The sequence below is a fragment of the Yoonia vestfoldensis SKA53 genome (assembly GCF_000152785.1).
In the GTDB taxonomy this organism is placed as follows: domain Bacteria; phylum Pseudomonadota; class Alphaproteobacteria; order Rhodobacterales; family Rhodobacteraceae; genus Yoonia; species Yoonia vestfoldensis_A.
Genome location: NZ_CH672414.1, coordinates 1,131,301 through 1,156,012, shown reverse-complemented (window position 1 = coordinate 1,156,012; position 24,712 = coordinate 1,131,301). Strand labels below are relative to the sequence as shown.

At 60.6% G+C, this 24,712-nt stretch carries 27 protein-coding genes, 1 tRNA gene and 1 pseudogene; 19 read left to right on the top strand and 10 right to left on the bottom strand.

Features of this window, described 5'->3' with window-relative positions:
- Positions 1 to 67: 67 nt before the first annotated feature.
- Entirely contained in the window at positions 68 to 1,105 is a 1,038-nt protein-coding gene (locus SKA53_RS05670) for a FliG C-terminal domain-containing protein (RefSeq protein ID WP_007205122.1), read from the bottom strand.
- A gap of 46 nt (positions 1,106 to 1,151) precedes the next feature.
- Positions 1,152 to 1,532: an autoinducer binding domain-containing protein gene (locus SKA53_RS05665; protein WP_007205121.1), complete on the bottom strand. Its 381-nt coding sequence runs from the start codon at positions 1,530 to 1,532 to the stop codon at positions 1,152 to 1,154.
- 243 nt (positions 1,533 to 1,775) lie between these two features.
- Between SKA53_RS05665 and SKA53_RS05660 the strand changes: the two genes are divergently transcribed.
- Positions 1,776 to 2,384 (top strand): helix-turn-helix transcriptional regulator, encoded by a 609-nt coding sequence (locus SKA53_RS05660; RefSeq protein ID WP_007205120.1) that lies wholly within the window; start codon positions 1,776 to 1,778, stop codon positions 2,382 to 2,384.
- Positions 2,385 to 2,503: 119 nt separating this feature from the next.
- Entirely contained in the window at positions 2,504 to 3,142 is a 639-nt protein-coding gene (locus SKA53_RS05655) for an acyl-homoserine-lactone synthase (protein WP_007205119.1), read from the top strand.
- A 26-nt stretch (positions 3,143 to 3,168) separates the two neighbouring features.
- Here the strand turns inward: SKA53_RS05655 and purB are convergent, their stop codons facing one another.
- Complete coding sequence (gene purB / locus SKA53_RS05650) at positions 3,169 to 4,476, bottom strand: adenylosuccinate lyase (protein ID WP_007205118.1); 1,308 nt, start codon at positions 4,474 to 4,476, stop codon at positions 3,169 to 3,171.
- Positions 4,477 to 4,568: 92 nt separating this feature from the next.
- Between purB and SKA53_RS05645 the strand changes: the two genes are divergently transcribed.
- Complete coding sequence (locus SKA53_RS05645) at positions 4,569 to 4,991, top strand: DUF6314 family protein (RefSeq protein ID WP_040482815.1); 423 nt, start codon at positions 4,569 to 4,571, stop codon at positions 4,989 to 4,991.
- Positions 4,992 to 5,078: 87 nt separating this feature from the next.
- Complete coding sequence (locus tag SKA53_RS05640; protein WP_007205116.1) at positions 5,079 to 5,684, top strand: biotin transporter BioY; 606 nt, start codon at positions 5,079 to 5,081, stop codon at positions 5,682 to 5,684.
- Positions 5,685 to 5,976: 292 nt separating this feature from the next.
- Here the strand turns inward: SKA53_RS05640 and glnA are convergent, their stop codons facing one another.
- Positions 5,977 to 7,383: a type I glutamate--ammonia ligase gene (gene glnA / locus SKA53_RS05635; RefSeq protein ID WP_007205115.1), complete on the bottom strand. Its 1,407-nt coding sequence runs from the start codon at positions 7,381 to 7,383 to the stop codon at positions 5,977 to 5,979.
- Between the two features lie 70 nt (positions 7,384 to 7,453).
- Positions 7,454 to 7,792 carry a P-II family nitrogen regulator gene (locus SKA53_RS05630; protein ID WP_007205114.1) on the bottom strand — a complete coding sequence of 113 codons (339 nt, stop codon included), beginning with the start codon at positions 7,790 to 7,792 and terminating at the stop codon, positions 7,454 to 7,456.
- Between the two features lie 502 nt (positions 7,793 to 8,294).
- Here SKA53_RS05630 and SKA53_RS05625 point away from each other — a divergent pair.
- Together SKA53_RS05625 and tig are read left to right on the top strand one after the other, a co-directional pair.
- A tRNA-Leu gene (locus SKA53_RS05625) sits at positions 8,295 to 8,379 on the top strand.
- Positions 8,380 to 8,402: 23 nt separating this feature from the next.
- Entirely contained in the window at positions 8,403 to 9,734 is a 1,332-nt protein-coding gene (tig, locus tag SKA53_RS05620; RefSeq protein ID WP_007205112.1) for a trigger factor, read from the top strand.
- Between the two features lie 177 nt (positions 9,735 to 9,911).
- On the opposite strand, the gene SKA53_RS05615 is transcribed toward tig, so the two are convergent.
- The 4 genes from SKA53_RS05615 to rpsF form a co-directional block, all read right to left on the bottom strand.
- Positions 9,912 to 10,496 (bottom strand): GNAT family N-acetyltransferase, encoded by a 585-nt coding sequence (locus SKA53_RS05615; RefSeq protein ID WP_207327923.1) that lies wholly within the window; start codon positions 10,494 to 10,496, stop codon positions 9,912 to 9,914.
- A 126-nt stretch (positions 10,497 to 10,622) separates the two neighbouring features.
- Positions 10,623 to 11,204, bottom strand: coding sequence for a 50S ribosomal protein L9 (gene rplI, locus SKA53_RS05610; RefSeq protein ID WP_007205110.1), 582 nt, complete (start codon positions 11,202 to 11,204; stop codon positions 10,623 to 10,625).
- A gap of 9 nt (positions 11,205 to 11,213) precedes the next feature.
- Positions 11,214 to 11,441, bottom strand: a complete 228-nt coding sequence (rpsR, locus tag SKA53_RS05605) for a 30S ribosomal protein S18 (RefSeq protein WP_007205109.1) — start codon at positions 11,439 to 11,441, stop codon at positions 11,214 to 11,216.
- A gap of 19 nt (positions 11,442 to 11,460) precedes the next feature.
- A complete protein-coding gene (gene rpsF, locus SKA53_RS05600; RefSeq protein ID WP_007205108.1) occupies positions 11,461 to 11,862 on the bottom strand; it encodes a 30S ribosomal protein S6 in 402 nt (133 codons plus the stop codon).
- Between the two features lie 264 nt (positions 11,863 to 12,126).
- Between rpsF and SKA53_RS05595 the strand changes: the two genes are divergently transcribed.
- Positions 12,127 to 12,687 (top strand): hypothetical protein, encoded by a 561-nt coding sequence (locus SKA53_RS05595; RefSeq protein WP_007205107.1) that lies wholly within the window; start codon positions 12,127 to 12,129, stop codon positions 12,685 to 12,687.
- A gap of 103 nt (positions 12,688 to 12,790) precedes the next feature.
- Complete coding sequence (locus SKA53_RS05590) at positions 12,791 to 13,360, top strand: YceI family protein (RefSeq protein ID WP_007205106.1); 570 nt, start codon at positions 12,791 to 12,793, stop codon at positions 13,358 to 13,360.
- 90 nt (positions 13,361 to 13,450) lie between these two features.
- Here SKA53_RS05590 and SKA53_RS05585 read toward each other — a convergent pair whose 3' ends face one another.
- Positions 13,451 to 14,644, bottom strand: a complete 1,194-nt coding sequence (locus SKA53_RS05585; protein ID WP_007205105.1) for a cytochrome b/b6 domain-containing protein — start codon at positions 14,642 to 14,644, stop codon at positions 13,451 to 13,453.
- 168 nt (positions 14,645 to 14,812) lie between these two features.
- Between SKA53_RS05585 and fabD the strand changes: the two genes are divergently transcribed.
- The 11 genes and pseudogenes from fabD to SKA53_RS05530 all read left to right on the top strand — a co-directional run bounded on the left by fabD (position 14,813) and on the right by SKA53_RS05530 (position 24,600).
- On the top strand, positions 14,813 to 15,751 hold the full coding sequence (fabD, locus tag SKA53_RS05580; protein ID WP_007205104.1) for an ACP S-malonyltransferase: 939 nt from the start codon (positions 14,813 to 14,815) through the stop codon (positions 15,749 to 15,751).
- 10 nt (positions 15,752 to 15,761) lie between these two features.
- Positions 15,762 to 16,499, top strand: coding sequence for a 3-oxoacyl-[acyl-carrier-protein] reductase (gene fabG, locus SKA53_RS05575; protein WP_040482814.1), 738 nt, complete (start codon positions 15,762 to 15,764; stop codon positions 16,497 to 16,499).
- Between the two features lie 170 nt (positions 16,500 to 16,669).
- On the top strand, positions 16,670 to 16,903 hold the full coding sequence (locus SKA53_RS05570; protein ID WP_007205102.1) for an acyl carrier protein: 234 nt from the start codon (positions 16,670 to 16,672) through the stop codon (positions 16,901 to 16,903).
- A gap of 152 nt (positions 16,904 to 17,055) precedes the next feature.
- Positions 17,056 to 18,318 carry a beta-ketoacyl-ACP synthase II gene (fabF, locus tag SKA53_RS05565; protein WP_007205101.1) on the top strand — a complete coding sequence of 421 codons (1,263 nt, stop codon included), beginning with the start codon at positions 17,056 to 17,058 and terminating at the stop codon, positions 18,316 to 18,318.
- Complete coding sequence (gene mltG / locus SKA53_RS05560) at positions 18,318 to 19,475, top strand: endolytic transglycosylase MltG (protein WP_007205100.1); 1,158 nt, start codon at positions 18,318 to 18,320, stop codon at positions 19,473 to 19,475. The genes fabF and mltG overlap by 1 nt, the downstream gene beginning before the upstream one ends.
- Before the next feature lie 159 nt (positions 19,476 to 19,634).
- Positions 19,635 to 19,991, top strand: a complete 357-nt coding sequence (locus SKA53_RS05555) for a hypothetical protein (RefSeq protein WP_007205099.1) — start codon at positions 19,635 to 19,637, stop codon at positions 19,989 to 19,991.
- The gene (locus SKA53_RS05550) at positions 19,960 to 21,240 is read left to right on the top strand and encodes a DNA-packaging protein (protein ID WP_007205098.1); all 1,281 of its coding nucleotides are present in this window, start codon (positions 19,960 to 19,962) and stop codon (positions 21,238 to 21,240) included. The genes SKA53_RS05555 and SKA53_RS05550 overlap by 32 nt, the downstream gene beginning before the upstream one ends.
- 253 nt (positions 21,241 to 21,493) lie before the next feature.
- Positions 21,494 to 22,669, top strand: coding sequence for a phage portal protein (locus tag SKA53_RS05545; RefSeq protein WP_007205097.1), 1,176 nt, complete (start codon positions 21,494 to 21,496; stop codon positions 22,667 to 22,669).
- Positions 22,662 to 22,868 (top strand): hypothetical protein, encoded by a 207-nt coding sequence (locus SKA53_RS05540; RefSeq protein ID WP_007205096.1) that lies wholly within the window; start codon positions 22,662 to 22,664, stop codon positions 22,866 to 22,868. The genes SKA53_RS05545 and SKA53_RS05540 overlap by 8 nt, the downstream gene beginning before the upstream one ends.
- Positions 22,865 to 23,397, top strand: a pseudogene (locus tag SKA53_RS05535) (HK97 family phage prohead protease). The gene SKA53_RS05540 and the pseudogene SKA53_RS05535 overlap by 4 nt, the downstream one beginning before the upstream one ends.
- A gap of 24 nt (positions 23,398 to 23,421) precedes the next feature.
- Positions 23,422 to 24,600 (top strand): phage major capsid protein, encoded by a 1,179-nt coding sequence (locus tag SKA53_RS05530; protein ID WP_007205094.1) that lies wholly within the window; start codon positions 23,422 to 23,424, stop codon positions 24,598 to 24,600.
- The last annotated feature ends 112 nt before the right edge of the window (positions 24,601 to 24,712 follow it).

The window sequence follows — 24,712 nt, the reverse complement described above, 5'->3', positions numbered from 1 at the left end:
GTCCACGCGATAAAGCGATCCTTGCATCGGGTGATCCGTCGGGTGGGGCATGACCCACCTTACCTTGTCATTCCTCCTGATCGGGGTCGCGCAGCACGATCAGCCCGCCATCGGCCAGTTCGCGCACGGCGGTGGTGATGGCGGACATCGCAGCCTCTGCATCGGCCTTTTTGATCGGGCCGCGTTCCGCCGCATCTTCGCGCAGCTGGGCCGCCATGCGCTGCGACAGATTGGCGAGCACATATTCCGCCGAGGCCACCACATCGGCATCGCCTGCCAGCGCCGCCGCAATCGCCGTGGACAGAACGGCTGCATCGACCGCGCGGGTACAGGTGGAAATATCGTTTGGTTTGACCCGTGGCGCGATGTCCTTGAAGGTAAAAATTGCCTTGCGCACATCGCTGGCAAAGTCCGGATCCTTTGCACCCAAACCTTCGAGGACATCCTCGCGCGTGTCGGTGGTGGCGGAATTGAGGATCGCGCCAAGCCGCTGCACGGGCGCTTTGTCAAAGGCGGTGGCGGGGGGATGCGCATATTCCTGCGCCAGCGCGCGCCCGATGCGCCGCACCACATCAGGCGTCACATCGCCGGTCACCGACATCGCATAGGTGATCCGGCGCGCACGGTCGCCGGGCGTTTTTGCCAGCACTTCTGCCGCCTTGGCCACAGGTAGTTTTGACAGCGTGACAGCGCAGATTTCGATGCTTTCCGATTGCATGATCCGCGCCAGCACCGGCACCGCCAGATCGGCCACCACAGGCCAGTGATCGCCGTTGCGCACGCTGTCCATCTGCGCTTGCAGGCGGCTGGCCAAGCTTGGGCTGAGGTGATCGGCCAGCGCCGTGATCGCATTGTCGCGGCTGCCGGGGGCGGCCATGCCCATGGCGTCAAGTTCAGAGGCGAATTCTTCGGCCACCGCGTCCATTGTCACCCGGTCCAGCCGGCGCAAACGGGCCAATTCGCCGGTCAGCAATTCCTGCAGATGTTCGGGCAGGTCAGCCAGCGGCATGCTGCCGCCATCGGCGATCAGCATCTGCACCACGATGGCGGCCTTGCGGCGGCGCGTCATCGCCGCAGCGGAATGGATGTCGGACATATAGCTCATATCCTGACCCTAGCGCAGAGCTGTAAACAAACCCTTGCCAACCCTGTCAGGATCCAGGATGCGTCACCATGATCGACATCTTACGCAGCTGCGCGACCGTTTCGGGGTCCAGCCGCAACAGATCGGCTGTCAGCGCATGCAGGGCTGCAACGTTTTCGGCCAATTCATCTATTTCGGTATCAGTGAATTCCGCGGTATTTTTGGCAAATCCACAGATGCTGCGGTCGTCATTGGATAATGCGACAATCACGACGCCATGCGCCAGCCCGAATTCGGCCGCCTTATGCATAACGCCTGCCGGATCGTCCAATTCCGACCAGCGCGCAATGCCGGCATTTTCAAAACCCCATGCCACCATCGGGTCCGACATGATCAGCCCATTTCCCGAATAATAGTCAAGCCAAGCCTTGGGATAGGTTTGAAACATGAAACGTGGCGTCGTATACGCAATATTAAGGCCTATTGCATATCCATCTGGTGCCAGGCCATTGAAACGCCCCAAAATACTGGTAATCTGCAACTGTTTATTAGGCACGGAACACTCGCTTTACGGTTGCCATGTCAGGTTTATCATTTTGCCACTGCAAACAAAACGCATGGGTCAGTCTAGTGTGATGCAGGGCGCAGCAACAAGAGCTTTCTCATGTGTGGGGCTCGTCAAGGGGAGCGGATGTCTGTTTTAATCGGTCCGGCCGAGATCGGACAGCTTGCTCCCGCCGGTTATTATATTGCGTTGCGTATCGGCTTTGCCTTCCCGATTGAAGAAACCAATGCCTTGTCGTCTGACTGGATAGATCATTATACAAAACAACGCTTTATGCTGTATGATCCGACGGTCAGATGGGCCTATTCCAATGTCGGTTGCATCCGCTGGAGCGAGATCACGCTGGACGATCCCAAGCGTGTTTTGGCCCAGGCCCGGTCATTCGGGATGCGCTACGGTCTGACGGTGTCGGTGTTCGACGCTAGCAAGGATCAGCAGCGGTCACTGGCCTCTTTCACGCGGTCTGACCGGGAGTTCAGCACGCTGGAGGCGAAATTGTTGCAGGTCTATCTGACCCGCCGCCACACCGAAACAGCCCCGCCCACGAATCTGACCAAGGCCGAGATCGAGGCCCTGGGCATGATCAAGGACGGCCGGCGGTTAAAGGAAATTGCCTTTCAGTTAAAGGTCAGCGAAGGCGCCGTGAAACAGCGGCTGAAGAATGCCAAGCTCAAGCTGGGGGCAAAGACCGGCACACAAGCCGCCGCCCTTGCCAGCCAATACGGTCTGATCTGACCGCTTTCCCCTAAACTTTTTAATTTATAAATTACAATTAAAGCGTAATTTGAGGCATCGTGACGACACTTCCGGTTGTCGCAACTGCGTGGCTGTGGATTGAATGCTCAGGGGTCGATATGGAAAATATTACTTTCAATCTTTTGGACCTGCATCGCCATGGCCCAGCCTTTTTCGAATTTCTTGCGCTGCGCAAACGGTTTTTCGTTGATCAGCTAGGCTGGGATATCCCGCATGATGATCAGGTCGAGATGGATCAATACGATAATCCCAAAGCGTATTATTCGCTGGTGCTGCGCGACGGCAAGGTCATCGGCGGCATGCGTGCGATGGCCACCACCGCGCAATGGGGGGCGCATACCTATATGTTGCGCGATGCGGTGGACGGCAAGCTGATCGGCATCCCAGCCGATATCATCCCCCATGCCGAGGTCACGCCGATGGTCTGGGAAGCAACCCGTGTCGTCATTTCAGATGATGTGACAACGCAGGCGGACCGCGCTGCATGTCTGTCGCTTGTGCTGGACGGGATCGTTGCGCAGGCCCGCGCGCATGGTGCGACGGAAATCATCGCACTTTGTCCGCCGGTGTTCGCGCGGACGCTGCGGCAGCTGGGGTTTGCGGCGCGGATCATCGGCGATTCTTACGTCAACCTGCATGATGCGCGCCGCTACGTCGCGATGCGCATGCCTGCGGTCATGCGCAGGTCACAGCCCACCACGCGGTCACAGCGCCCGCAAGCAGACGCACCACTGTGACCGCATCGGCGCTGCTGCTTGGCCTGTTACTGCGCGCCGAACACGCGCGCGAAAATCGTATCAACATGCTTCAGGTGATAGCCAAGGTCGAATTTTTCCTCGATCTCGGCAGGTGACAGGGCGGCCAGCACGTCCGCATCGGCCAGCAGTTCGGTTTTGAAATCCGCCCCCTGTTCCCAGACCCGCATCGCGTTGCGTTGTACCAGCCGGTACGCGTCTTCACGGTTCACACCGGCCTGCGTTAGCGCCAGCAAGACGCGCTGTGACATCACCAGCCCGCGGAATTTGTTCATATTGGCCAGCATGTTTTCGGGATAGATCACCAGTTTTTCGATGACACCAGCCAGCCGGTGCAGCGCGAAATCCAGCGTGATGGTCGTATCCGGCCCGATGGCGCGTTCGACCGATGAATGGCTGATATCGCGCTCATGCCAGAGCGCCACGTTTTCCATTGCAGGGATCACCGACATGCGCACCAGCCGCGCAAGGCCGGTCAGGTTTTCGGTCAGCACGGGGTTGCGTTTATGCGGCATGGCAGAGCTGCCTTTTTGCCCGGCAGAGAAAAACTCCTCGGCCTCCAGCACTTCGGTGCGCTGCATGTGGCGGATCTCGATCGCGATGTTTTCGATGCTCGAGGCGATCACGCCAAGCGTGGCAAAGAACATCGCATGCCGGTCGCGGGGGATGACCTGTGTGCTGATCGGTTCGGGGATCAGGCCAAGCTGGGCGCAGACATGTTCCTCGACGCTCGGGTCGATATTGGCAAAGGTGCCGACAGCGCCGGAAATCGCACCGGTGGCGATTTCGGCGCGCGCATTGACCAGACGCGCGCGGTTACGGTCCATTTCGGCATAAAAGCGCGCAAAGGTCAGGCCCATCGTCGTCGGTTCGGCGTGGATGCCGTGGCTGCGCCCGATGCGCACCGTGTCCTTATGTTCCAGCGCGCGGGTTTTCAGCGCGGCCAGCACGCGGTCCATGCCTGCCAGCAGCAGGTCAGAGGCGCGGACCAGCTGGATGTTGAATGTGGTGTCCAGCACGTCCGATGATGTCATGCCCTGATGCACGAAACGCGCAGTATCCTGCCCGATGATTTCGGCCAGATGGGTCAGAAAGGCGATGACGTCATGTTTGGTCACGGCCTCGATCTCGTCGATGCGGGCGACGTCAAAGGTGGCGTCTTTGGCTTTCCAGACGGCGGCAGCGTTTTCAGCGGGGATCACGCCGATGGCGGCTTGGGCGTCGCAGGCATGGGCCTCGATCTCGTACCAGATGCGGAACTTGGTGGCGGGCTCCCAGATGGCGGTCATGTCGGGGCGGGAATAACGTGGGATCATCGGGGCACCTTTTCGTTGGTCTGGGCAGCGGGTTGCCTTTGCGTCATAAGAGGGACGGGGCCAAGCCTCAAGCCAAGAACGGGACAGATACGGTGTTGGGACGGGATGATTTTGCAGGGCGCTGGCAAGTTCTGCGCCGGATCGACGACCGGCACGGGGCAATGCAGGGCGATTTTACGGGCATGGCCGTCTTGAATCCTGCGGGAGAGCACGGGCTGATCTATACGGAAACCGGGCAGATGCGGATCGGGGCCGCGCCGGTGATGCAGGCCGTGCGGCGCTATCTGTGGGAAGTCGCAGAGGGGCTGGTCACAGTCCGGTTCGAGGATGGGCGCGATTTTCACAGCTTTGCGCCTGCGGGGCAGGCGGCGGGAACGGATCATCCCTGCGGGGACGATCATTATACCGTTGTTTATGATTTCACCCGCTGGCCGGATTGGCGCGCGACATGGGATGTGCGGGGGCCGCGCAAGGATTATACCTCTGTGACGGATTATAGGCGTAGGGTGGATTAAAATCTACCTTACGCGCGGATCGCTTGCGCTGCGACGTGGCATCAGCGATAAATCACACAGGTAATCACAAACAGGGGAGAGTGGCAGATGGCCCTCGCACTCAACAAATCCGTCATGACCGAGGTTTTCGGCCCGAGCGAAGGCACCGCCCTGCGCGTCAAGCAGGCGCTGATGGTCGTCCTTGGCATCGTGCTGCTGGCCGTGATGGCGAAGATCAAGGTGCCGGTTCCCGGCAGCCCCGTCGCGATCAGCATGGGCACATTCGCCGTGCTGACCATCGGTGCGGCCTATGGCCCGCGTCTGGGGCTGACGACGCTTCTGGGCTGGATGATCGTGGGGATGCTGGGGTTTGACGTGTTCCAAAGCTCGACCGCCGATCTGAACGGGATCAGCTATATGATGGGCAGCACGGGCGGCTATCTGGTCGGCTATGTGCTGGCGACACTGGCGCTGGGTTATGCGGCGCGCGCGGGCTGGGACCGGTCGGTCGTGCTGATGGCGCTTGCCATGCTGATCGGCAATGTGCTGATCTATGTACCGGGTCTGGCCTGGCTTGCCGTGCTTTACGGTCTGGACCAGCCGATCCTGGCCTGGGGGCTGACGCCGTTCCTGCTGGGCGATGCGCTGAAACTGGGGCTGGCGGCATTGCTGGTGCCGGGCCTGTGGAAGCTGATCGGTGACGCGCGCAAATAAGCGCGGACAAGGCTGAGAGAGACAAGGCGCGGGCTGAAAGGTCCGCGCTTTTTTCATGCGATGGGGGCAGAAAAATATGCGCCGCATATTCTTGGCGGGCAACGAAAGGCGTTTGACAAAGTCTTTCGGCCACGCGGGTGGATGCCCAGTCCTGCATAGACCAGTCCTGCATAGACCAGCCCTGCATACCCCGGTCCTGTAGAGAGATGTGACCTGTTGTTGCCGGCACATTCACAAAACAAAAAGCCCCGCCTGATTTCTCAGGCGGGGCGTGTTTGCAAACAGCCTGCGTTTAGCAGCTGTAATACATCTTGAACTCGATCGGATGCGGTGTGTGCTCGTAGGCGTAAACCTCTTCCCACTTCAGCGCCATATAGCCTTCGAGCTGGGATTTGGTGAACACGTCACCGGCCAGCAGGAATTCGTGATCTGCTTCCAGCTCTTGCAGGGCTTCGCGCAGCGATCCGCAGACAGTCGGGATCGATGCCAGCTCTTCTGGCGGCAGGTCATAGAGATCCTTGTCCGAGGACGGGCCGGGATCGATCTTGTTCTTGATCCCGTCGATGCCAGCCATCAACAGCGCGGCAAAGGCCAGATAGGGGTTGGCGGCCGGGTCGGGGAAACGGGCCTCGACGCGTTTTGCCTTGGGCGATTCGGCCCATGGAATACGCACACAGCCCGACCGGTTGCGTGCGGAATAGGCGCGCAGCACGGGGGCCTCGAATCCGGGGATCAGACGCTTGTAGCTGTTGGTGGTCGGGTTGGTGATCGCGTTCAGCGCCTTGGCATGCTTCAAGATACCGCCGATGAAATACAGCGCCTCTTGTGACAGATCGGCGTATTTGTCGCCCGAGAACAAAGGCTTGCCATCTTTCCAGATCGACATGTTCACATGCATGCCGGTGCCGTTGTCGCCAGCAATGGGTTTCGGCATGAAGGTCGCCGATTTGCCATAAGCCTGCGCCACGTTGTGGATGACATATTTGTATTTCTGGATCTCGTCGGCCTGCTTGGTCAGCGTGCCGAAAATCAGGCCCAGTTCGTGCTGGCAAGACGCCACTTCGTGGTGGTGCTTGTCGACCTTCATGCCCATCCGCTTCATCGTGGACAGCATTTCAGAGCGCATTTCCTGCGCATCGTCGATCGGGTTGACCGGGAAATAGCCGCCCTTGATGCCGGGACGGTGGCCGGTGTTGCCCATTTCATATTCGGTGTCGGTGTTCCATGCGCCGTCGAGCGCATCGACCTGGTAGGACACTTTGTTCATCGAAACGCTGAAACGCACATCGTCGAAGACGAAGAATTCAGCCTCTGGCCCGAAATAGGCCGTGTCGCCCACACCGGAAGATTTCAGATATTCCTCGGCCTTGACGGCGGTGCCACGTGGGTCGCGGTCATAGGGTTCCATCGTGTCGGGTTCGACAACGTTGCAATGGATGCAGATCGTCTTTTCCGCATAGAACGGATCGACATAGGCGCTGGAGGCGTCGGGCATCAGTTTCATGTCGGACTGGTCGATGGATTTCCAGCCGGCGATGGACGAGCCATCGAACATGAAGCCTTCGTCAAGGAAGTCTTCGTCGACAAGATCGGCAACCACGGTGACGTGCTGCAACTTGCCGCGCGGGTCGGTGAAGCGGATATCGACGTAATCGACCTCTTCATCCTTGATCAGTTTGAGAACAGCTTTCTTGTCCATTCTTGGGCACCTTTCTGTAGCATCTCGGGTTTTGCTTGGCGTACGCCCAACCGGGCGGCGGCAAGCGGTGTTAAAGAGCTTCGTCGCCGGATTCGCCAGTCCTGATGCGGATGGCCTGTTCGACGGAGGAAACAAAAATCTTGCCATCGCCGATCTTGTCGGTTTTGGCAGCGGAAATAATGGCCTCGATAGCGCCATCGACCTGATCGTCGGGCAACACAACCTCGATCTTTACCTTGGGCAGGAAATCCACAACATATTCTGCACCGCGGTATAGCTCGGTATGGCCTTTCTGACGTCCGAAGCCTTTGACCTCGACCACGGACAGACCCTGCACGCCCATGTCTTGCAGCGCTTCTTTCACCTCGTCCAGCTTGAACGGCTTGATGATCGCTTCGATCTTTTTCATGGCATGCGACTCCTTGGATTTCGGTCACAGCGGTGAGACCATTTCTGTTGCATGGGGACAATTCGTGGCAAAGTCTTGATGCGCATGCACCGTCGGAAACAGATATATGTGATTACATCTTGGGCTGTTTGCACAAATAACATGCTTAATGAAAACTTTAAGGCCCATCTTTTGACATATTTGCTGAGGCTCGCCCAAACGGCCAGCATCGCACAGGTGCTGATTGTGGCCGCTGTGGCAGGGGGGGGCCACACGGCGGGGGCCAGCCCCCGGACCCCCGGGATATTTGGGCTCTAACGATGGGGGCGGGTGGGGCGCGCCGATGCGCAGGTGTTGGCCTTAGGGTCGGGGCTGATTGCGCCGGACCTGCAAAGCCCTGCCGCGTTTAGCAACCATTTCACCCAGTGGCGCGCAGGCGATTTTTCCTCTCGCATCCCGCCACCAGCTTTGCTAGACAGCGCCCAACATGGGGCAGGCGTGAAAACCTGCCCCTTTTGATCATGCGGGTGTGGCGAAATTGGTAGACGCACCAGATTTAGGTTCTGGCGCCGCAAGGCGTGGGGGTTCAAGTCCCTCCACCCGCACCAGGTAGTGAAAAAAAGGACAACACATGCAGGTCACCGAGACCCTGAACGACGGCCTCAAGCGCGGCTATGCCATCACCGTCACAGCGGCAGAGCTGGACGCGAAGGTTGAAGAAAAGCTCAAAGAAGCCCAGCCAACCATCGAGATGAAAGGCTTTCGCAAGGGCAAGGTCCCGATGGCATTGCTGCGCAAGCAATATGGCGAGCGGCTGATGGGCGAAGCAATGCAGGACAGCATTGATTCTGCCGTGCGCGACCATCTGGACAGTAGCGGTGACCGCCCTGCGGGCCAGCCCGAGATGAAGATGTCCAACCCCGACTGGAAGCCCGGCGATGACGTGCTGGTCGATGTGTCCTATGAAAAGCTGCCCGATATTCCGGCAGTCGATTTCGCCAAGATCACGCTGGAGCGCATGGTCGTGAAGGCCGATGACGCCGCTGTGCAGGAAGCCCTGGACAACCTGGCCGCATCGCCGCAGGCCATGACCTATGAGACCAAGAAAACCCAAGCCAAAAAGGACGACCAAGTCGTTCTGGATTTCGTGGGCAAGGTCGATGGTGAAGCTTTTGAAGGTGGCACCGCCGAGGATTACCCGCTGGTTCTGGGGTCCAATTCCTTTATCCCCGGGTTCGAGGATGGGTTGCTGAAGGTCAAGACCGGCGACGTCAAGGATGTCGAAGTCACCTTCCCCGAAGAATATCAGGCCGCCCATCTGGCCGGCAAGACAGCCGTGTTCACCTGTACCATCAAGGATGTCCGCGCGCCCAAAGCGCCGGAAATCAATGACGAGCTGGCGGCGAAATTCGGGGCCGAGGATCTGGCCACGCTCAAGACCCAGATCGCTGATCGTCTGGAGGCTGAATATAGCGGTGCGTCGCGGGCGCTGGCCAAACGTGCCTTGCTGGATGCGCTGGACGGCGTTGTCAGTTTCGAACTGCCAAAGGCGCTGGTCGAAGCCGAAGCCAACCAGATCGCGCATCAGCTGTGGCATGAGGAAAACCCTGATGTCCACGGCCACGATCACCCCGAGATCACGCCGACGGACGAGCATCAGTCACTGGCGCAACGTCGCGTGAAACTGGGCCTGTTGCTGGCTGACATCGGCCAGAAGGCCGACGTGAAGGTCACCGATCAGGAAATGACCCAGGCCATCATGAACCAGGCGCGGCAATATCCCGGTCAGGAGCGCCAGTTCTTTGAATTCGTGCAGCAGAACGCGCAGTTCCGTCAGCAATTGCAGGCGCCGATGTTCGAAGACAAGGTCGTTGACCATATCTTTGCCGCGGCGACCGTGACAGAAAAAGACGTCAGCAAGGAAGACCTGCAAAAAGCGGTCGAGAAGCTGGAAGAAGAATAAATACTGCGCCATGCGGCGACGGGAAAGGGCACCTGCGGGTGCCCTTTTTTGTGAAATGTTGCTTTGACATGTCATGGTGTCACGCCATTCGGACAAAGGGCGTGCAGTGTTCTTGACGATGATCTCGACAGCCCTGTCGCGCCGGATATCTGCTGTATGGGCTGGGTTGGCCTGTCGTCAGGTTTTTGTGCCGCGACTGGACACTTTATGCGTCCAAGATTCGCGGGAGAGGCAATAGCACCGCCAGAGTTGGTGGCCGCCGCCCAGATCCAGATCAGCGTCATGCGCCAACACCGCACCAAGTTTCATCGTCGCTGTTTGCGACCGAATATTCTGCGGCGCAATATGAAACCAGGCTTCGGAATGATGCTGGTACAGATGACCCAGCATCAGGCTTTTCAGCGCGTAGTTTGTCGCGCCGCCCCAATATGCACAGGTCAGAAAAGTGTATCCGATTGATAGCCGCGAGGGGGCTGAAGGATCTGTATAGTATGCAGAGCATCCGATCACCGCGTCTGTTGCGCGATCTCGCACCAACAGCGTGCCACCCACATCAAGAAGAGCCGTGAAATATCCGTCGAAGACGTCTCTTTGGTGTCTGTTCCGCGCCGGATGGCCAGCCCAAATGGCAGGATCACTTGCCGCGAAGGCGAGCGCGTCGATATCTGTGCGCGCCAGCGGCGCAAGCTCAAGCATGTCATTCGCGAGTGACGGTTGAGGATCAAAGTCATGGGGGAATTGAAACATCTGGATCTTTTCCAATAAGGCAATGTTGCAGCGCGTGGTACGGGGGGACGTGTCACCACATGTGCCTGGCCGAGGACCGAACAAACAAAAAGGGCCGCTGGCAAAATGCCGCGGCCCTTGTTAATAACGTATCGCCAAGATTTAGTCGCGGTCGTCTTCGCCGTCGGCAGCGCCGCCGATGTCGTCGAACAATTCCTGAATCTCGAACTCGGCGGCTGCCTCTTCTTCGGCGGCCAGTTCGGCGATGGATTTGCCGGCTTCCTGAAGCTGGGCCTCTTCGGCGGAACGGGCGACGTTCAGCGTGATCGTGGCAGTGACTTCGGGGTGCAGGTTGACCAGCACATCATGCAGGCCAAGGTCCTTGATCGCGCCGGTCAGAACGATCTGACCTTTGTCGACGCTGAAACCGGCTTTTGTTGCGGCTTCGGCGGCATCGCGTGGCGTGACCGAACCGTAAAGCGCACCACCGTCAGAGGCGGAACGGATGACGACGAAACGCTGGCCATCAAGCTTGTCTGCAAGGGCCTGTGCTTCTTTCTTGGTTTCGAGGTTGCGCGCTTCCAGCTGGGCCTTTTCAGCCTCGAAACGGGCCATATTGGCCGCGTTCACCCGCAGGGCTTTGCCCTGTGGCAGCAGAAAGTTGCGGGCATAGCCGTCCTTGACGGATACGACTTGGCCCATCTGACCGAGTTTTGCCACGCGTTCGAGAAGAATGATATCCATGATATGTCCTTACTTTACAGCGTATGGCAGCAGGGCAAGGAACCGGGCACGCTTGATCGCACGGGCGAGAGCGCGCTGGTTCTTGGAACCGACAGCAGTGATGCGGGCGGGCACGATCTTGCCACGCTCGGAGATATAGCGCTGCAGCGTGCGTGTGTCCTTATAGTCGATCTTTGGCGCATCAGTGCCTTCGAACGGATCGGACTTGCGGCGGCGGAAGAATGGTTTGGTTGCCATGATTGCTATCCTTTACTGATCAACGACGTTCGCGGCGTTCGCCGCCACGGTCACCGCGGTCACCACGATCGGGGCGATCGCCACGGTCGCCACGCTCTTCGCGCTTTTGCATCTGCACGGATGGGCCGTCTTCGTGGGCATCGACCTTGATGGTCAGCACGCGCATGACGTCTTCGTTCAGGCGCATCAGGCGTTCCATTTCCTGGATCGCTGGTGCGGGCGCATCGGTGCGCAGCAGGGCGTAATGGCCCTTGCGGTTCTTGTTGATCTTGTAGGCCATCGTCTTGACGCCCCAATATTCGTTTTCCAAGAGCTTGCCACCGTTGTCGGCAAGAATGGTCCCGAAATGTTCGATCAGGGCTTCGGCTTGCGTGTTGGACAAGTCCTGACGCGCAATCATCACATGCTCATACAGCGGCATGCATACTCCAGTTCTTTTCTCGGCGCATTTCAAAGAATGGGGCAGTGAGCCTTCTGCACCCCATCCACGAGAGACTGCGCAGTTCATAACATCCGCAGAAGGATGCCGCCTTATACGCAGCTTGGGCTGCAATGCAAGCCTTGGCGGCCTGTTTTGCCTGGCTTCGGTCAGATGCGGCCCATTTGCCAGACGCGGCCTTGCTGTTGCCCATTTCTGGTCGTCTTTTGCGGCTATGCTGGGTCGGCAAGGAGGAACCCGACCCAGATGAGCAATGACACGATCATGGCATTTTTCAAACCGCAGCCGTTGGTCGCCGTTGAAGATACTTATTGGGGCTATCTGATCCGCAGTGAGAGGGGCGAATCCTTCGGCTTTGTTCTGCTGCAATCGGCCTGTTTGGTGTTAGGCATGGCGTGCCTGGTCATGGCTGCGGGCGTGGCAACGCTGACGCCGCTGATGTTTGGCGTGGCGCTGACCCCGTTTCGCATGGCTGTGGTGGCGCTTTTGGGGGCGGTGGCGGCCTATCTGTTATGGTTCGCAAGCCGTGGCACCCGAACCGAGATCCATATCGACACCAGCATCCGCGAGATTCATCAGGTGATCCGTAACCGTGCGGGCCGCCCGACGATCCTGCAAACGCATGATTTTGCCCAGATCACCGATATCGCGACGCAACGCGATGACGCAAGTGGCACCGCGCTGCTGGTCCTGCAGGGCAATGACACCGTGCTGTCGATCTGCATCGCCATGGCCAGCGCGCCCCGGTTGGACGCGTTGCACGACCGCCTTGCGCGCGACGTGATAGGCGATCCGCGCGTTACCTGATCGCGCATCGCGTGTCATCGAACACTGTATGTTCGGAATTGCGCAATTGTGTTTTGGGACGCAAACGGGCCTATGGGAATCGTATAAACATTGGAGTTGACCCATGAAAAAGATCCTTTCGACCGCCGCCTTCGCCATGCTGTTGGCCGCGCCTGTCGTCGCCGAAACCTATGTTCTGGACGCCAGCCACAGCCAGATCGTGTTCAGCTATAACCATCTTGGGTTCTCGACCACTTATGGCATGTTCTCGGGCTTTGACGGCGAAATCGACTTTGACCAGGCAAACCCCGCCGCGTCATCGGTCAATGTGTCTTTTCCTGTGCGCACCATGCTGACCGGCTGGGAAGGCCGTTTCAACCATTTCATGAGCGCGGATTTCTTTGATGCCGCCGATGATGAAATGGTGAGTTTTACCTCTACCGGGATCGAAGTGACCGGCGACACCACCGCGCTGATCACGGGTGATCTGACGCTGAACGGCGTGACCAAAAGCGTCGTGCTGGACGCCACGCTGAACCAGGCCGGTATGCATCCGATGGAAAACAAGGGCTGGGCCGGTTTTGATGCAACAACCACCTTGCTGCGGTCCGATTTCAACGTCGGCAATTTCGCGCCTTTCGTCAGCGACGAAGTCGAAGTGATGATCTCGATCGAGGCGATGCAGGCCGAATAAGCCGCCATCACCGCAAAACATGACACCGCGCTGGCGAAATCCAGCGCGGTTTTTTTGTGCCTTTTGCGGGGGGGAGGGGGCGCCCCCTTCCTAGCGTGTTGCGCTGACTGACAGCGTTACATCCACCGCAAAGCCAAGGCTGCTTTCATCCGCCATCGACGCGCCGATGCCGAAATCGCGCCGGTCCAGTGTCAGGGTGCCCGACATCTCTGCGGTATCGCCCGCGACCGTCAGATCGAAAGGAAAGCGGACCGGCACTTCGCTGCCTTTGATCGCCAGCACGCCATCGGCGGTATAGCTGCCGGCCTCTGCGATGATCGCGCCGGTAAAGCGCGCCGTCGGATAGGTTGCGCTGTCAAAGAAATCTGCCCCCATCGCCTGCGATGTCACTGACCCCAGCGTCAGCGATGGGATCGAAATGGTCGTGCTGACCTCGCCCGCGATGCCGGTGGCGGCAGGGTCAAAGTTGATCGCGGCGGTCCAATCGGTAAAGCTGCCCTGCACATTGCTGCCCAATTGGGTGATGCCAATGCTGATCTGGCCATCGGTCACTGTCCAACCGGCGCTGACCTGTTCCAGCGCGATTTGGGCCGGTGCGGCTGTATCATACGATTGGACCAGAGCCACCGCCGCACCAATGCCGCCCGTCAGCGCAAAGATCGCCAGTGCCGCCACCGGCGCGCGCCAGCTGCCATGCGCCCCGCCCAAGCCCGCTGCGTTGGTTTTGCCAAACCACATCCGGCGCAACGTTGCGTCTTTGTCGATCAGGTGATGTTTGAACGCCCCAGCAACATGCAAGGCGATTGATGCGATCATGATCTGGCTGAACAGCCCATGCAGGACCGCTGTGACCTCGGCCAGGCTTTGGGATTTTGGCACCAATGGCAGGTCTTGGCCGAAGGGCCACCAGATCGGGGCAAAGCCGCTGGTCGCGGCGTGATGCACCCAGCCGGTAAGTGGCACAGCGACAATGCTGATATATAAAAGCCAATGCACAAGGCTTGCGATCATTGCTTGCGCGCTGTGGGGCGCGGTTAACGCCCCCGGTTTGACCTGCCCAAGCGCCCATAGAATGCGCGCCAGCGCCACGAAAAACACCGTGACCCCAAGCGTTTTATGCAGCGAAAACAAAAACGCCTTTTGCGCCAGTTCCGCATCGGTGCCGTAAGGCAGATCGTGTGCGATCATCCCCAAAGGCGCGATCATCAAGATCAAAAGCGCGGTCAGCCAGTGAAAGGTCTTGGTGACGGTGCCATAGCTGCGGGCGGTATTGGATACTGACATTGCTAAATCCTCGTTACGATCGCCCCCAGATAGCAGCCAAGCCCCGCCGCGCATAGACGCCACCATGCAGAGACAATGTGCAATTCTGCGCGAGGCCCAGTCTGCTTGCCGTGTCCGGTTGCGCAGGGTAAACCCGCATGATCGAACAATTTGAAGGAGAAGCTCTCGATGCGGGCATTCGTTTTTCCCGGCCAAGGGGCGCAGACAATCGGGATGGGGCGCGCGCTTGCGATGGCCTATCCGGCGGCAAAGGCCGTGTTTGACGAGGTTGACGACGCTTTGGGCGAAAACCTGTCTGCGCTGATCTGGGAGGGCGATATCGACACGCTGACCCTGACACAGAATGCGCAGCCTGCGTTGATGGCCACATCGCTGGCCACGATCCGCGCGCTGGAGGCCGAAGGCGTGGATGTGACCGCCGCCCGTTTCGTGGCTGGTCACAGCCTTGGCGAATATGCCGCCCTGGCCGCGGCGCGCGCCTTGACCATCGCCGATACCGCGCGCCTGTTGCGCGTCCGTGGCCGTGCCATGCAAGATGCCGTGCCGGTGGGGGTGGGCGCGATGGCCGTGTTGCTGGGTCTCGATTTTGATCAGGCCCGCGCTGTGGCCGAAGAAGCCGCCCAAGGCGAGGTTTGCGAGGCTGCCAATGACAATGATCCGGGGCAGGTGGTTGTCTCTGGCCACAAGGCCGCGGTGGAACGCGCGCTGGAGATTGCGAAACTCAAAGGGGCCAAGCGCGCCATGCTGCTGCCTGTTTCTGCGCCGTTTCATTGCAGCCTGATGGCCCCTGCGGCCGATGTGATGGCGCAGGCGCTTGACGGCGTGTCGATCACCCCGCCTGTCGTGGGGCTGGTCGCCAATGTGCTGGCCGATGTTGTCAGCGACCCTGCGCAGATCCGCAAATTGCTGGTCGCACAGGTCACGGGGTCGGTGCGCTGGCGCGAAAGCGTGGCTTTCATGGCGGCGCAGGGTGTGACGCATGTCTATGAAATCGGGGCGGGCAAGGCCCTGTCCGGCATGGTCAAGCGGATCAACCGTGATCTGGCCGCCACCGCCATTGGCACCCCCGAGGATGTGGTGGCCATGGCTGCTGCACTGCATGAATAAAGGAAAACAAATGTTTGATTTAACTGGAAAAACGGCACTGATTACGGGCGCGTCAGGTGGCATTGGCGGCGCGATTGCCAAGGCACTTTATGACGCCGGTGCGACCGTCGCGCTGTCCGGCACACGGGTTGAACCACTACAGGCGCTGGCCGCGTCGCTTGGCGATCGCGCCCATGTGCTGCCTTGCAACCTGTCGGATGCCGAGGCGGTGACCGCGCTGCCCAAACAGGCCGCCGATCTGATGGGGTCTGTCGATATTTTGGTCAATAATGCCGGCATCACCCGCGACAACCTGTTCATGCGGATGTCGGACGAGGAATGGTCATCGGTGCTGGAGGTCAATCTGACATCGACCATGCGCCTGTGCAAAGGCGTGATCCGCGGCATGATGAAAGCGCGCTGGGGCCGGATCGTGAATATCTCGTCCATCGTCGGGGCCACCGGCAATCCGGGGCAGGCGAATTATGCGGCCAGTAAGGCCGGCATGGTCGGCATGTCGAAATCCATCGCCTATGAGGTCGCAAGCCGGGGCATCACCGTGAACTGCGTGGCGCCCGGTTTCATCACCACCGCCATGACGGACAAGCTGAACGACGACCAGAAATCCGCGATCCTGACACAAGTCCCCGCAGGCCGGATGGGCGAGGCGGGCGAGATCGCGGCGGCGGTGTTGTATCTGGCCAGCCAAGAGGCCGGTTATGTCACCGGCAGCACCTTGCATGTGAATGGCGGGATGGCCATGCTGTGAACCAGGCGGGGAAACAGGCGGGGAACCAGGCGGGCGGGGAAATCGTTTGCCAAGACGAAATTCTCTGCTATGAGCCTCGCAGCTTGAAGATGCGGTGAATGCCCGCTTTGCTAAATCCCGCAAGGGAATCTGAAAACGGGCAGCTGCCCAGAAAGACATGAGGAATTGACATGAGCGATGTGGCCGACCGCGTACGCAAGATCGTTGTAGAGCATCTTGGTGTTGAAGAAGACAAAGTGACGGAGACTGCGTCCTTCATTGATGATCTGGGTGCAGACAGCCTTGATACCGTCGAATTGGTAATGGCGTTCGAAGAAGAATTCGGGATCGAGATCCCCGATGATGCTGCCGAAACGATCCAGACCTTTGGCGACGCCGTGAAATTCATTTCCAGCGCGCAATAAATTCAGCCCTGCGGGGTTGCGGGCGGCGTCCTTCGGGGCGCCGTTTTGCTTTGGCGCGTCGCTTTGCGCCCGTGCCATCATCCCCGCCCTTGCCCCGTGTGGGTGGGCTGGGGTATCAAGTCGAAAATACACCAAAAGGGTGAGGACATCAGATGCGTCGTGTCGTTGTAACTGGGTTGGGGTTGGTCACGCCGCTGGCTGACGGGGTTGAAAAAACATGGGAACGCCTGCTGGCCGGTGCGTCTGGCGCGGGCAAGATCACCGGCTTTGATCCCAGCCGTTTGACCACGCAATATGCTTGCGAGGTTCCCTTGGGCGATGGCAGTGACGGCACGTTCAACGCCGACGCCTATATGGAACCCAAAGAACAGCGCAAGGTCGATACCTTTATCCTGTTCGGCATGGCCGCCGCCCAGCAGGCGATCGAGGATGCGGGCTGGCAGCCCACAGACCCTGCCGATCTTGAACGCACGGGCGTGATGATCGGGTCGGGGATTGGTGGTCTCAATTCCATCGCCAATACCGCCGTGATGATGGCCGAAAAAGGGCCGCGCCGCGTGTCGCCTTTCTTTGTGCCCGGCGCGTTGATCAACCTGATCTCTGGGCAGGTGTCGATCCGCTACGGGTTTCGCGGGCCGAACCATGCGCCTGTCACCGCCTGTTCCACCGGCGCGCATGCGATTGGCGACGCATCCCGCCTGATCATGTTCGGCGATGCCGATGTGATGATCGCAGGCGGCGCAGAGGCCGCGATTTGCGAACTTGGCATTGCCGGTTTCAACGCCTGCAAGGCTTTGTCCACCGCCCATAACGATGATCCGACCAAGGCCAGCCGCCCCTGGGACCGTGACCGTGACGGGTTTGTCATGGGCGAGGGGGCAGGGATCGTCGTGCTCGAAGAATATGAACATGCCAAGGCGCGCGGTGCGAAAATCTATGCCGAGGTGTTGGGGTACGGTCTGTCCGGTGACGCCCATCACATCACTGCCCCGCCGCCCGACCATGAAGGTGCCGAACGCGCGATGCGCGCTGCCTGCCGCAATGCCGGCATCGACCCCGCGCAGATTGATTACGTCAACGCGCATGGCACATCGACCATGGCCGATACGATCGAACTGGGCGCGGTGGAACGGCTTGTCGGGCCGCAGGCCGCGGCGAAACTGACCATGTCCTCGACCAAATCGGCGACCGGCCACCTGCTGGGGGCTGCTGGCGCGATTGAAGCGGTGTTTTCCATCCTTGCGATCCGCGATCAGGTGGCTCCGCCGACGATCAATCTGGACAATCCCGATGTCGAAACCACCGTGGACCTGTGTGCCAATACCAAACGCGCACGCCGGATCGACATTGCCCTGTCGAATTCCTTTGGCTTCGGGGGCACCAATGCCAGCGTGATTTTCGGGAAAATCGCTTGATGTGGCGACATATCGCAGCGAATTTCCTGACCTTTTTCACGGTTGCGCTGTTCTTGCTGGCCGGGGCTGTTGGCTGGGGGACGAAACAATACCGCGACCCCGGCCCCTTGGCCCAAGCGATCTGTTTTCAGGTGCCCAGCGGCGCGTCGATGTCACGGGTCACGGATACGTTGGTGGCGCAGGGGGCTGTCAGCAACGGCACGATCCTGCGCATCGGTGCCGATTACAGCGAGACATCGGGCCTGTTGAAAGCGGGCAGTTTCCTTGTGCCGGAAGCGGCGTCGATGGAACAGATCATGGATATCATCACGCGCGGCGGTGCCAATAGCTGCGGCACCGAGGTGATTTACCGCATCGGTGTGAACCAGCTGCAAGGCGTGGTGCGCGAACTGGACCCCGCGACCAACCGTTTCGTGGAGCGTGCCAGCTTTGACCCGCTGTCCCAAGACGACCCCGCGATCTATACTGAGGTTCGCACGCAGGCCGATACCCGTTTTCGCGTCGTGCTGGCGGAAGGTGTCACCAGCTGGCAGGTGCTGAACGCGTTGCGCGGCATCAGCACGCTGGATGCCGATGTCACCGAAACCCCGCCTGAGGGATCGCTGGCCCCTGCCAGCTATGAATTCACCCCAGGCGCGCCCGTGTCCGCGATCCTTGCGCAGATGACGGCGCGGCAGAACGATACCATCGCCACGGCCTGGGCCAACCGGCAGGACGGCCTGCCGCTGGACAGCCCTGCCGAAATGCTGGTCCTTGCCAGCATCATCGAAAAGGAAACCAGCGAGATCGACGAACGCCGGCAGGTCGCCAGCGTCTTCGTCAACCGCCTGCGGCAGGGGATGCGTTTGCAGACCGACCCCACCGTGATCTATGGCGTGACGCGTGGCCAGGGCGTGCTGGGCCGCGGCATCCGGCAAAGCGAATTGCGCGATGACAATCCGTGGAACACCTATGTGATCGACGGTTTGCCGCCGACGCCAATTGCCAATCCAGGTCAGGCCAGTATCGCCGCAGCGGTCAATCCCGATGAAACCGATTATATCTTTTTCGTCGCTAATGGCACCGGCGGGCATACGTTCACCACCAATCTGGCCGACCATAACCGCGCGGTGGCCATTTGGCGCCGGATCGAGGCCGAGCGCGAATCAAACCAGTAATCCGTTGAAAAGATAAAGAAACTGACAAAGGGTCGCCCGCTGCTCGGGCGGCCCTTTGTTGCGTTTTGTGCCGGTTTGCGATAGGATCGGCCCGCTAGATGGCGTGACGGGATCGTCGCCCACTCGACCTGCGGAAGGCTCCTAACAGGTCACAACACCATGACTGCACGACACGACCACGATTCCACCGCGCAGGCCAAGGCACAGGCTCAGGCTCAGGCGCGGGTGGCGGAAATCACGACCCTGTTCGCGCGAATCCGCGCCTTGCTGGACCACAGCCTGCGGATCACCGACGATCTGACCGAAGATACCCCCCGCACGATTATCACCCGTATGGATCAATTGATCGCGGCGCATCTCAAGGTGCTGACCGCAGAGGAGGCTTTCAATGCTGCCCAAACCGCAAACCCCGCTGACAGCGCCGACCTTGACAGCATCCGCGACGAGCTTGGGCGCAGATTTGATCGCCTCCGCGCCAGTCTCGGTGCAACAGGCGTTCCTGACCAGCCTGAGTGACGCCGAATTGCAGGCGCTGCCCTATCTGTTTGCCTTCTGGGCGATGCCGCATCAATTGCCGCCGCAGGGCGATTGGCGGACCTGGGTCATCTTGGGCGGACGGGGGGCCGGCAAGACCCGCGCGGGCGCCGAATGGGTGCGCCGCATGGTGGCCAGTGGTGCGCGCCGGATCGCGGTGGTCGGTGAAACCTATCACCAGGCGCGCGAGGTGATGGTGTTCGGTGACAGCGGGATCATGGCGGTCTGCCCGCCCGACGCGCGCCCCAAATGGATCGCTACCCGCCAGATGCTGGTCTGGCCCAATGGCGCGCAGGCCACGCTGTTTTCCGCGCAAGACCCAGAGGCGCTGCGCGGCCCCCAGTTCGATGCCGCGTGGGTGGACGAGCTGGCCAAATGGCGCAAGGCTGCGGCCACATGGGACATGCTGCAATTCGGGTTGCGGCTGGGGGATGCACCGCGCGTCTGCGTCACGACAACGCCGCGCAGGCAGGCATTGCTGCGCAAACTGCTGGACCGGCCCAGCACGGTCGTCACCCATGCCCCCACCAGCGCCAATCGCGCCAATCTCGCCGACAGCTTTCTGGCGGAAATGACGGCGGAATATGCTGGCACGGCATTGGGGCGGCAGGAACTCGAAGGCGTGATGCTCGATGATGTGGATGGCGCCTTATGGCAGATGGGCGCGCTGGCCGCCTGTCAGGTGGACAGAGCACCGCCGCTGACGCGAATTGTCGTCGCGATCGACCCGCCCACCACGGCCCATGCCGGATCGGATGCCTGCGGGATCATCGTCGCAGGCGTGGTGATGGCAGGGCCGGTGCAGGACTGGCGCGCCTATGTGCTCGAAGACGCGAGCCTGCAAGGCGCCAGCCCCGATACCTGGGCGCGCGCTGCCATTGGTGCCATGGCGCGCCACAATGCCGACCGGCTGGTGGCCGAGGTGAACCAGGGCGGTGACATGGTCGCTGCCGTGATCCGCCAGATCGACCCGCTGGTGCCGTTGCGCGCGGTCCATGCCAGCCGTGGCAAGATCGCGCGCGCCGAACCTGTCGCCGCCCTTTATGAACAGGGCCGCGTGCGGCACCTGCGCGGGCTTGGCGATCTGGAGGACCAGATGTGCCAGATGACCGGCGCGGGCTATCAGGGCCGCGGATCGCCCGACCGTGTCGATGCTTTGGTCTGGGCGATCCACGACCTGATGATCGGCCCGGCCCAAAGCTGGCGCCACCCCCAGATCAGGGGGTTGTAGCCGTCGCAGCCCTGCGGGCTGCTCGGGCGCGCCGCGCGGGAGTATTTTTGGAAATAAGAAGCCGGGGCATCAACAGCGGGCCCCAGCTTTTTCTTTCGACTTCTCTTTTCCTTAAATACTCCCGCGCGGAGCGCTCCTGCCGGTGCAGCCCGGGCAGGTGTTGCGTGCGGGCGCGCACGGTGCCGTAACCGCATCCTCAGCCCTGTGCGCTAAAGTCCTTTCAACGCCGCAATGATCGTTTCGAGGAGAAGCCATGTTTGATTTCCTGAACCGCAAACCGCCCGCTGCACCGCAGGTCAAGACCTCGGCCACGGGCCGTGTCGTCGCGCTGCAGGGGGCGGGGCGGGTGGCCTGGTCGCCGCGCGATGTCGTGTCGTTGACCCGGACAGGGTTTCTGGGCAATCCGGTCGGCTTTCGTGCGGTGCGCCTGATTGCCGAGGCGGCCGCAGCGATCCCGCTGGTGGTGCAGGATGACGACCACCGCTATGACCGCCATCCGGTGCAGGCGCTACTGGCGCGTCCCAATGGCGCACAGGGCCGTGCAGAATTGCTCGAAGCCTTGTTCGGGCAGTTGCTGCTGACCGGCAACGGTTATCTGGAGGCGGTGGCGGTGGATCGCCTGCCGGCCGAGATCCATGTTCTGCGCTCTGACCGGATGGCCGTGATCCCGGGGCCGGATGGCTGGCCCAAGGGGTATGAATATAGTGTCGATGGCCGCAAGCACCGCTTTGCCGTCACCGAGGATCACAGCCCGATCTGCCATGTCAAATCCTTTCATCCGCAAGATGATCATTACGGGTTTTCGCCTTTGCAGGCCTGTGCCGCGGCCATCGACGTGCATAATGCCGCTTCGCGCTGGTCCAAGGCCTTGCTTGACAATGCGGCACGGCCTTCGGGCGCGATTGTCTATCGCGGTGCGGATGGTCAATCTGCGCTGACCAGTGATCAATACGACCGGCTGGTCAGTGAAATGGAAAGCCAGCATCAGGGCGCGCGCAACGCAGGCCGGCCGATGCTGCTGGAAGGGGGGCTGGACTGGAAACCGATGGGGTTTTCGCCCTCTGACATGGAATTTCAGAAAACCAAGGAGGCCGCCGCGCGCGAGATTGCCATCGCCTTTGGTGTGCCGCCGATGCTGCTGGGGATTCCCGGTGACGCGACCTATGCCAATTACCAAGAGGCCAACCGCGCCTTCTACCGCCTGACGGTGCTGCCTTTGGCGACCCGCGTGGCATCGGTCATCGCGGACTGGCTGTCGGATTTTTCGGGCCAGCGGATCGAGATCCGCCCCGATAGCGACCAGATCGCCGCGCTGTCGCATGAACGTGACAGCCTGTGGGCGCGGGTGGGGGCGGCTGCGTTCCTGAGTGATGCCGAAAAGCGCCGCCTGTTGGGCCTGCCTGCGCAGGAGGTCGGCCAGCATGGATGACAAGGTGATCGCCCTGCGCGGCCAGCGCCGCCCGCCGCCGCCTGCATCGGATTTCTGGTTCGCGCAGGTCGATCTGCGCCTTGGCCGGATCGAAAGCATCATCGCACGGCTGGCATGGCAGGTCTGGATCGTGGTCTGCGGCTGCGCCGGTCTGCTGGTTATCGAGATCGTCAAGGCAATCACTGGAGCCATATCATGAGTTTGGAACATAAATTCTGCACCGGCCCGCAGGCCGTGACCGTTACCGACGGGCAGGTGATCAGCGGCTATGCATCCTTGTTCGGCGCAACCGATCAGGGGGGGGCGATATCGTCGAGGCCGGTGCCTATCGCATCAGCCTGTCCAAGGGACGCCGGATCAAGATGCTATGGCAGCATGATCCGGCCCAGCCCATCGGCGTCTGGGACGAGGTGGTCGAGGATGCCAAGGGCCTCTGGGTCCGGGGCCGTCTGTTGACCGACATCGCCCGCGCCCGCGAGGCCGCAAGCCTGATCGCGGCGGGCGCCATCGACGGGCTGTCGATCGGCTATCGCACGCTGCGCGCGCATAAAGACGCCAGCGGCGCGCGCCGCCTGTCGGAACTGGACCTGTGGGAAGTGTCCTTGGTCACCTTTCCGATGCTGCCCGAGGCCCGTGTCACTGCCAAGGCGCAGGCCCGCGACACCGATGATCTGGACCGTCTTGCGCGTGCTTTTGCGCAGGCGCGCCACCTGCTGCCCCCGCTTTAACCCCGACCGCCAAAGGAAAACCCCATGACCACACCCGTGCCCAAGGCCCGGATCGCAGAAGATCTGTCCGCGCCTGACCTGACCGAAGCCATCGCCGGATTTCTGGCGGATTTCACCAACTTTACCAACGGCCTGCAGGCCAAACTTCAAAAACAGGATGACCGCATGAACAAGCTGGATCGCAAGACGATGATGACCGCCCGCAGCGCGTTGACGACAGGGGCTGTGCCGGATGCACCGCATCAAAAGGCCTTTGCCGCCTATCTGCGCTCGGGCGATGATGACGCGCTGCGCGGGCTGGATCTGGACGGCAAGGCGCTGTCATCGGTGATGGCCGCCGATGGTGGCTATCTGGTGGACCCCCAGACCGCCGAGACGATCAAAAGCACCTTGTCCTCGACCGCATCCTTGCGGGCTGTGGCCAGCGTTGTGACGGTGGATGCCACATCTTATGACGTGCTGGTCGATCACACCGAAATGGGCGCTGGCTGGGCGACCGAGACGGGCAGCATGGCGGAAACCACTACACCGCAGATCGACCGGATCAGCATTGCGCTGCATGAACTTTCGGCGCTGCCCAAGGCGTCGCAGCGGCTGCTGGATGACAGTGCCTTTGACATCGAAGGCTGGTTGGCAGGCCGGATCGCGGATAAATTCGCGCGCTCGGAAGCGGCGGCGTTTATCAACGGCGACGGGATCGACAAGCCCAAGGGGATGCTGACCTATCCACAGGTCGAAAACGAGATCTGGGAATGGGGCAATATCGGTTTCGTGGCCACGGGTGTTTCCGGTGGCATCCAGTCGGGTGATCCGATTGTGGACCTCGTCTATGCCTTGGGGGCGGTGTACCGCGCCAATGCCAGCTTTGTGATGAATTCCAAGACCGCTGGCACGATCCGCAAGCTCAAGGACAATGACGGCCGCTTCTTGTGGTCCGACGGTCTGGCCGCGGGCGAGCCTGCGCGGCTGATGGGTTATCCGGTGCTGGTGGCCGAAGACATGCCCGATATCGCGGCAGGCTCTGCCGCCATCGCGTTCGGTGATTTCGGGGCGGGTTATACCGTGGCCGAACGCCCCGATCTGCGCGTGTTGCGCGATCCGTTCTCGGCCAAGCCGCATGTGCTGTTTTATGCCACCAAGCGCGTGGGCGGTGCGGTCAGCGATTTCGCCGCGATCAAGCTGCTGAAATTCGCGGTCAGCTGATCCTGACCCGATAGGGCGCGCGCAGCACTGCGCGTTGCCCGGCCCCCGGATACAGGCCCAAGCGGCCATGTCTAGCAGCCCCCCCTTCCGTCCGAGCATGGCCGGGTGGGTC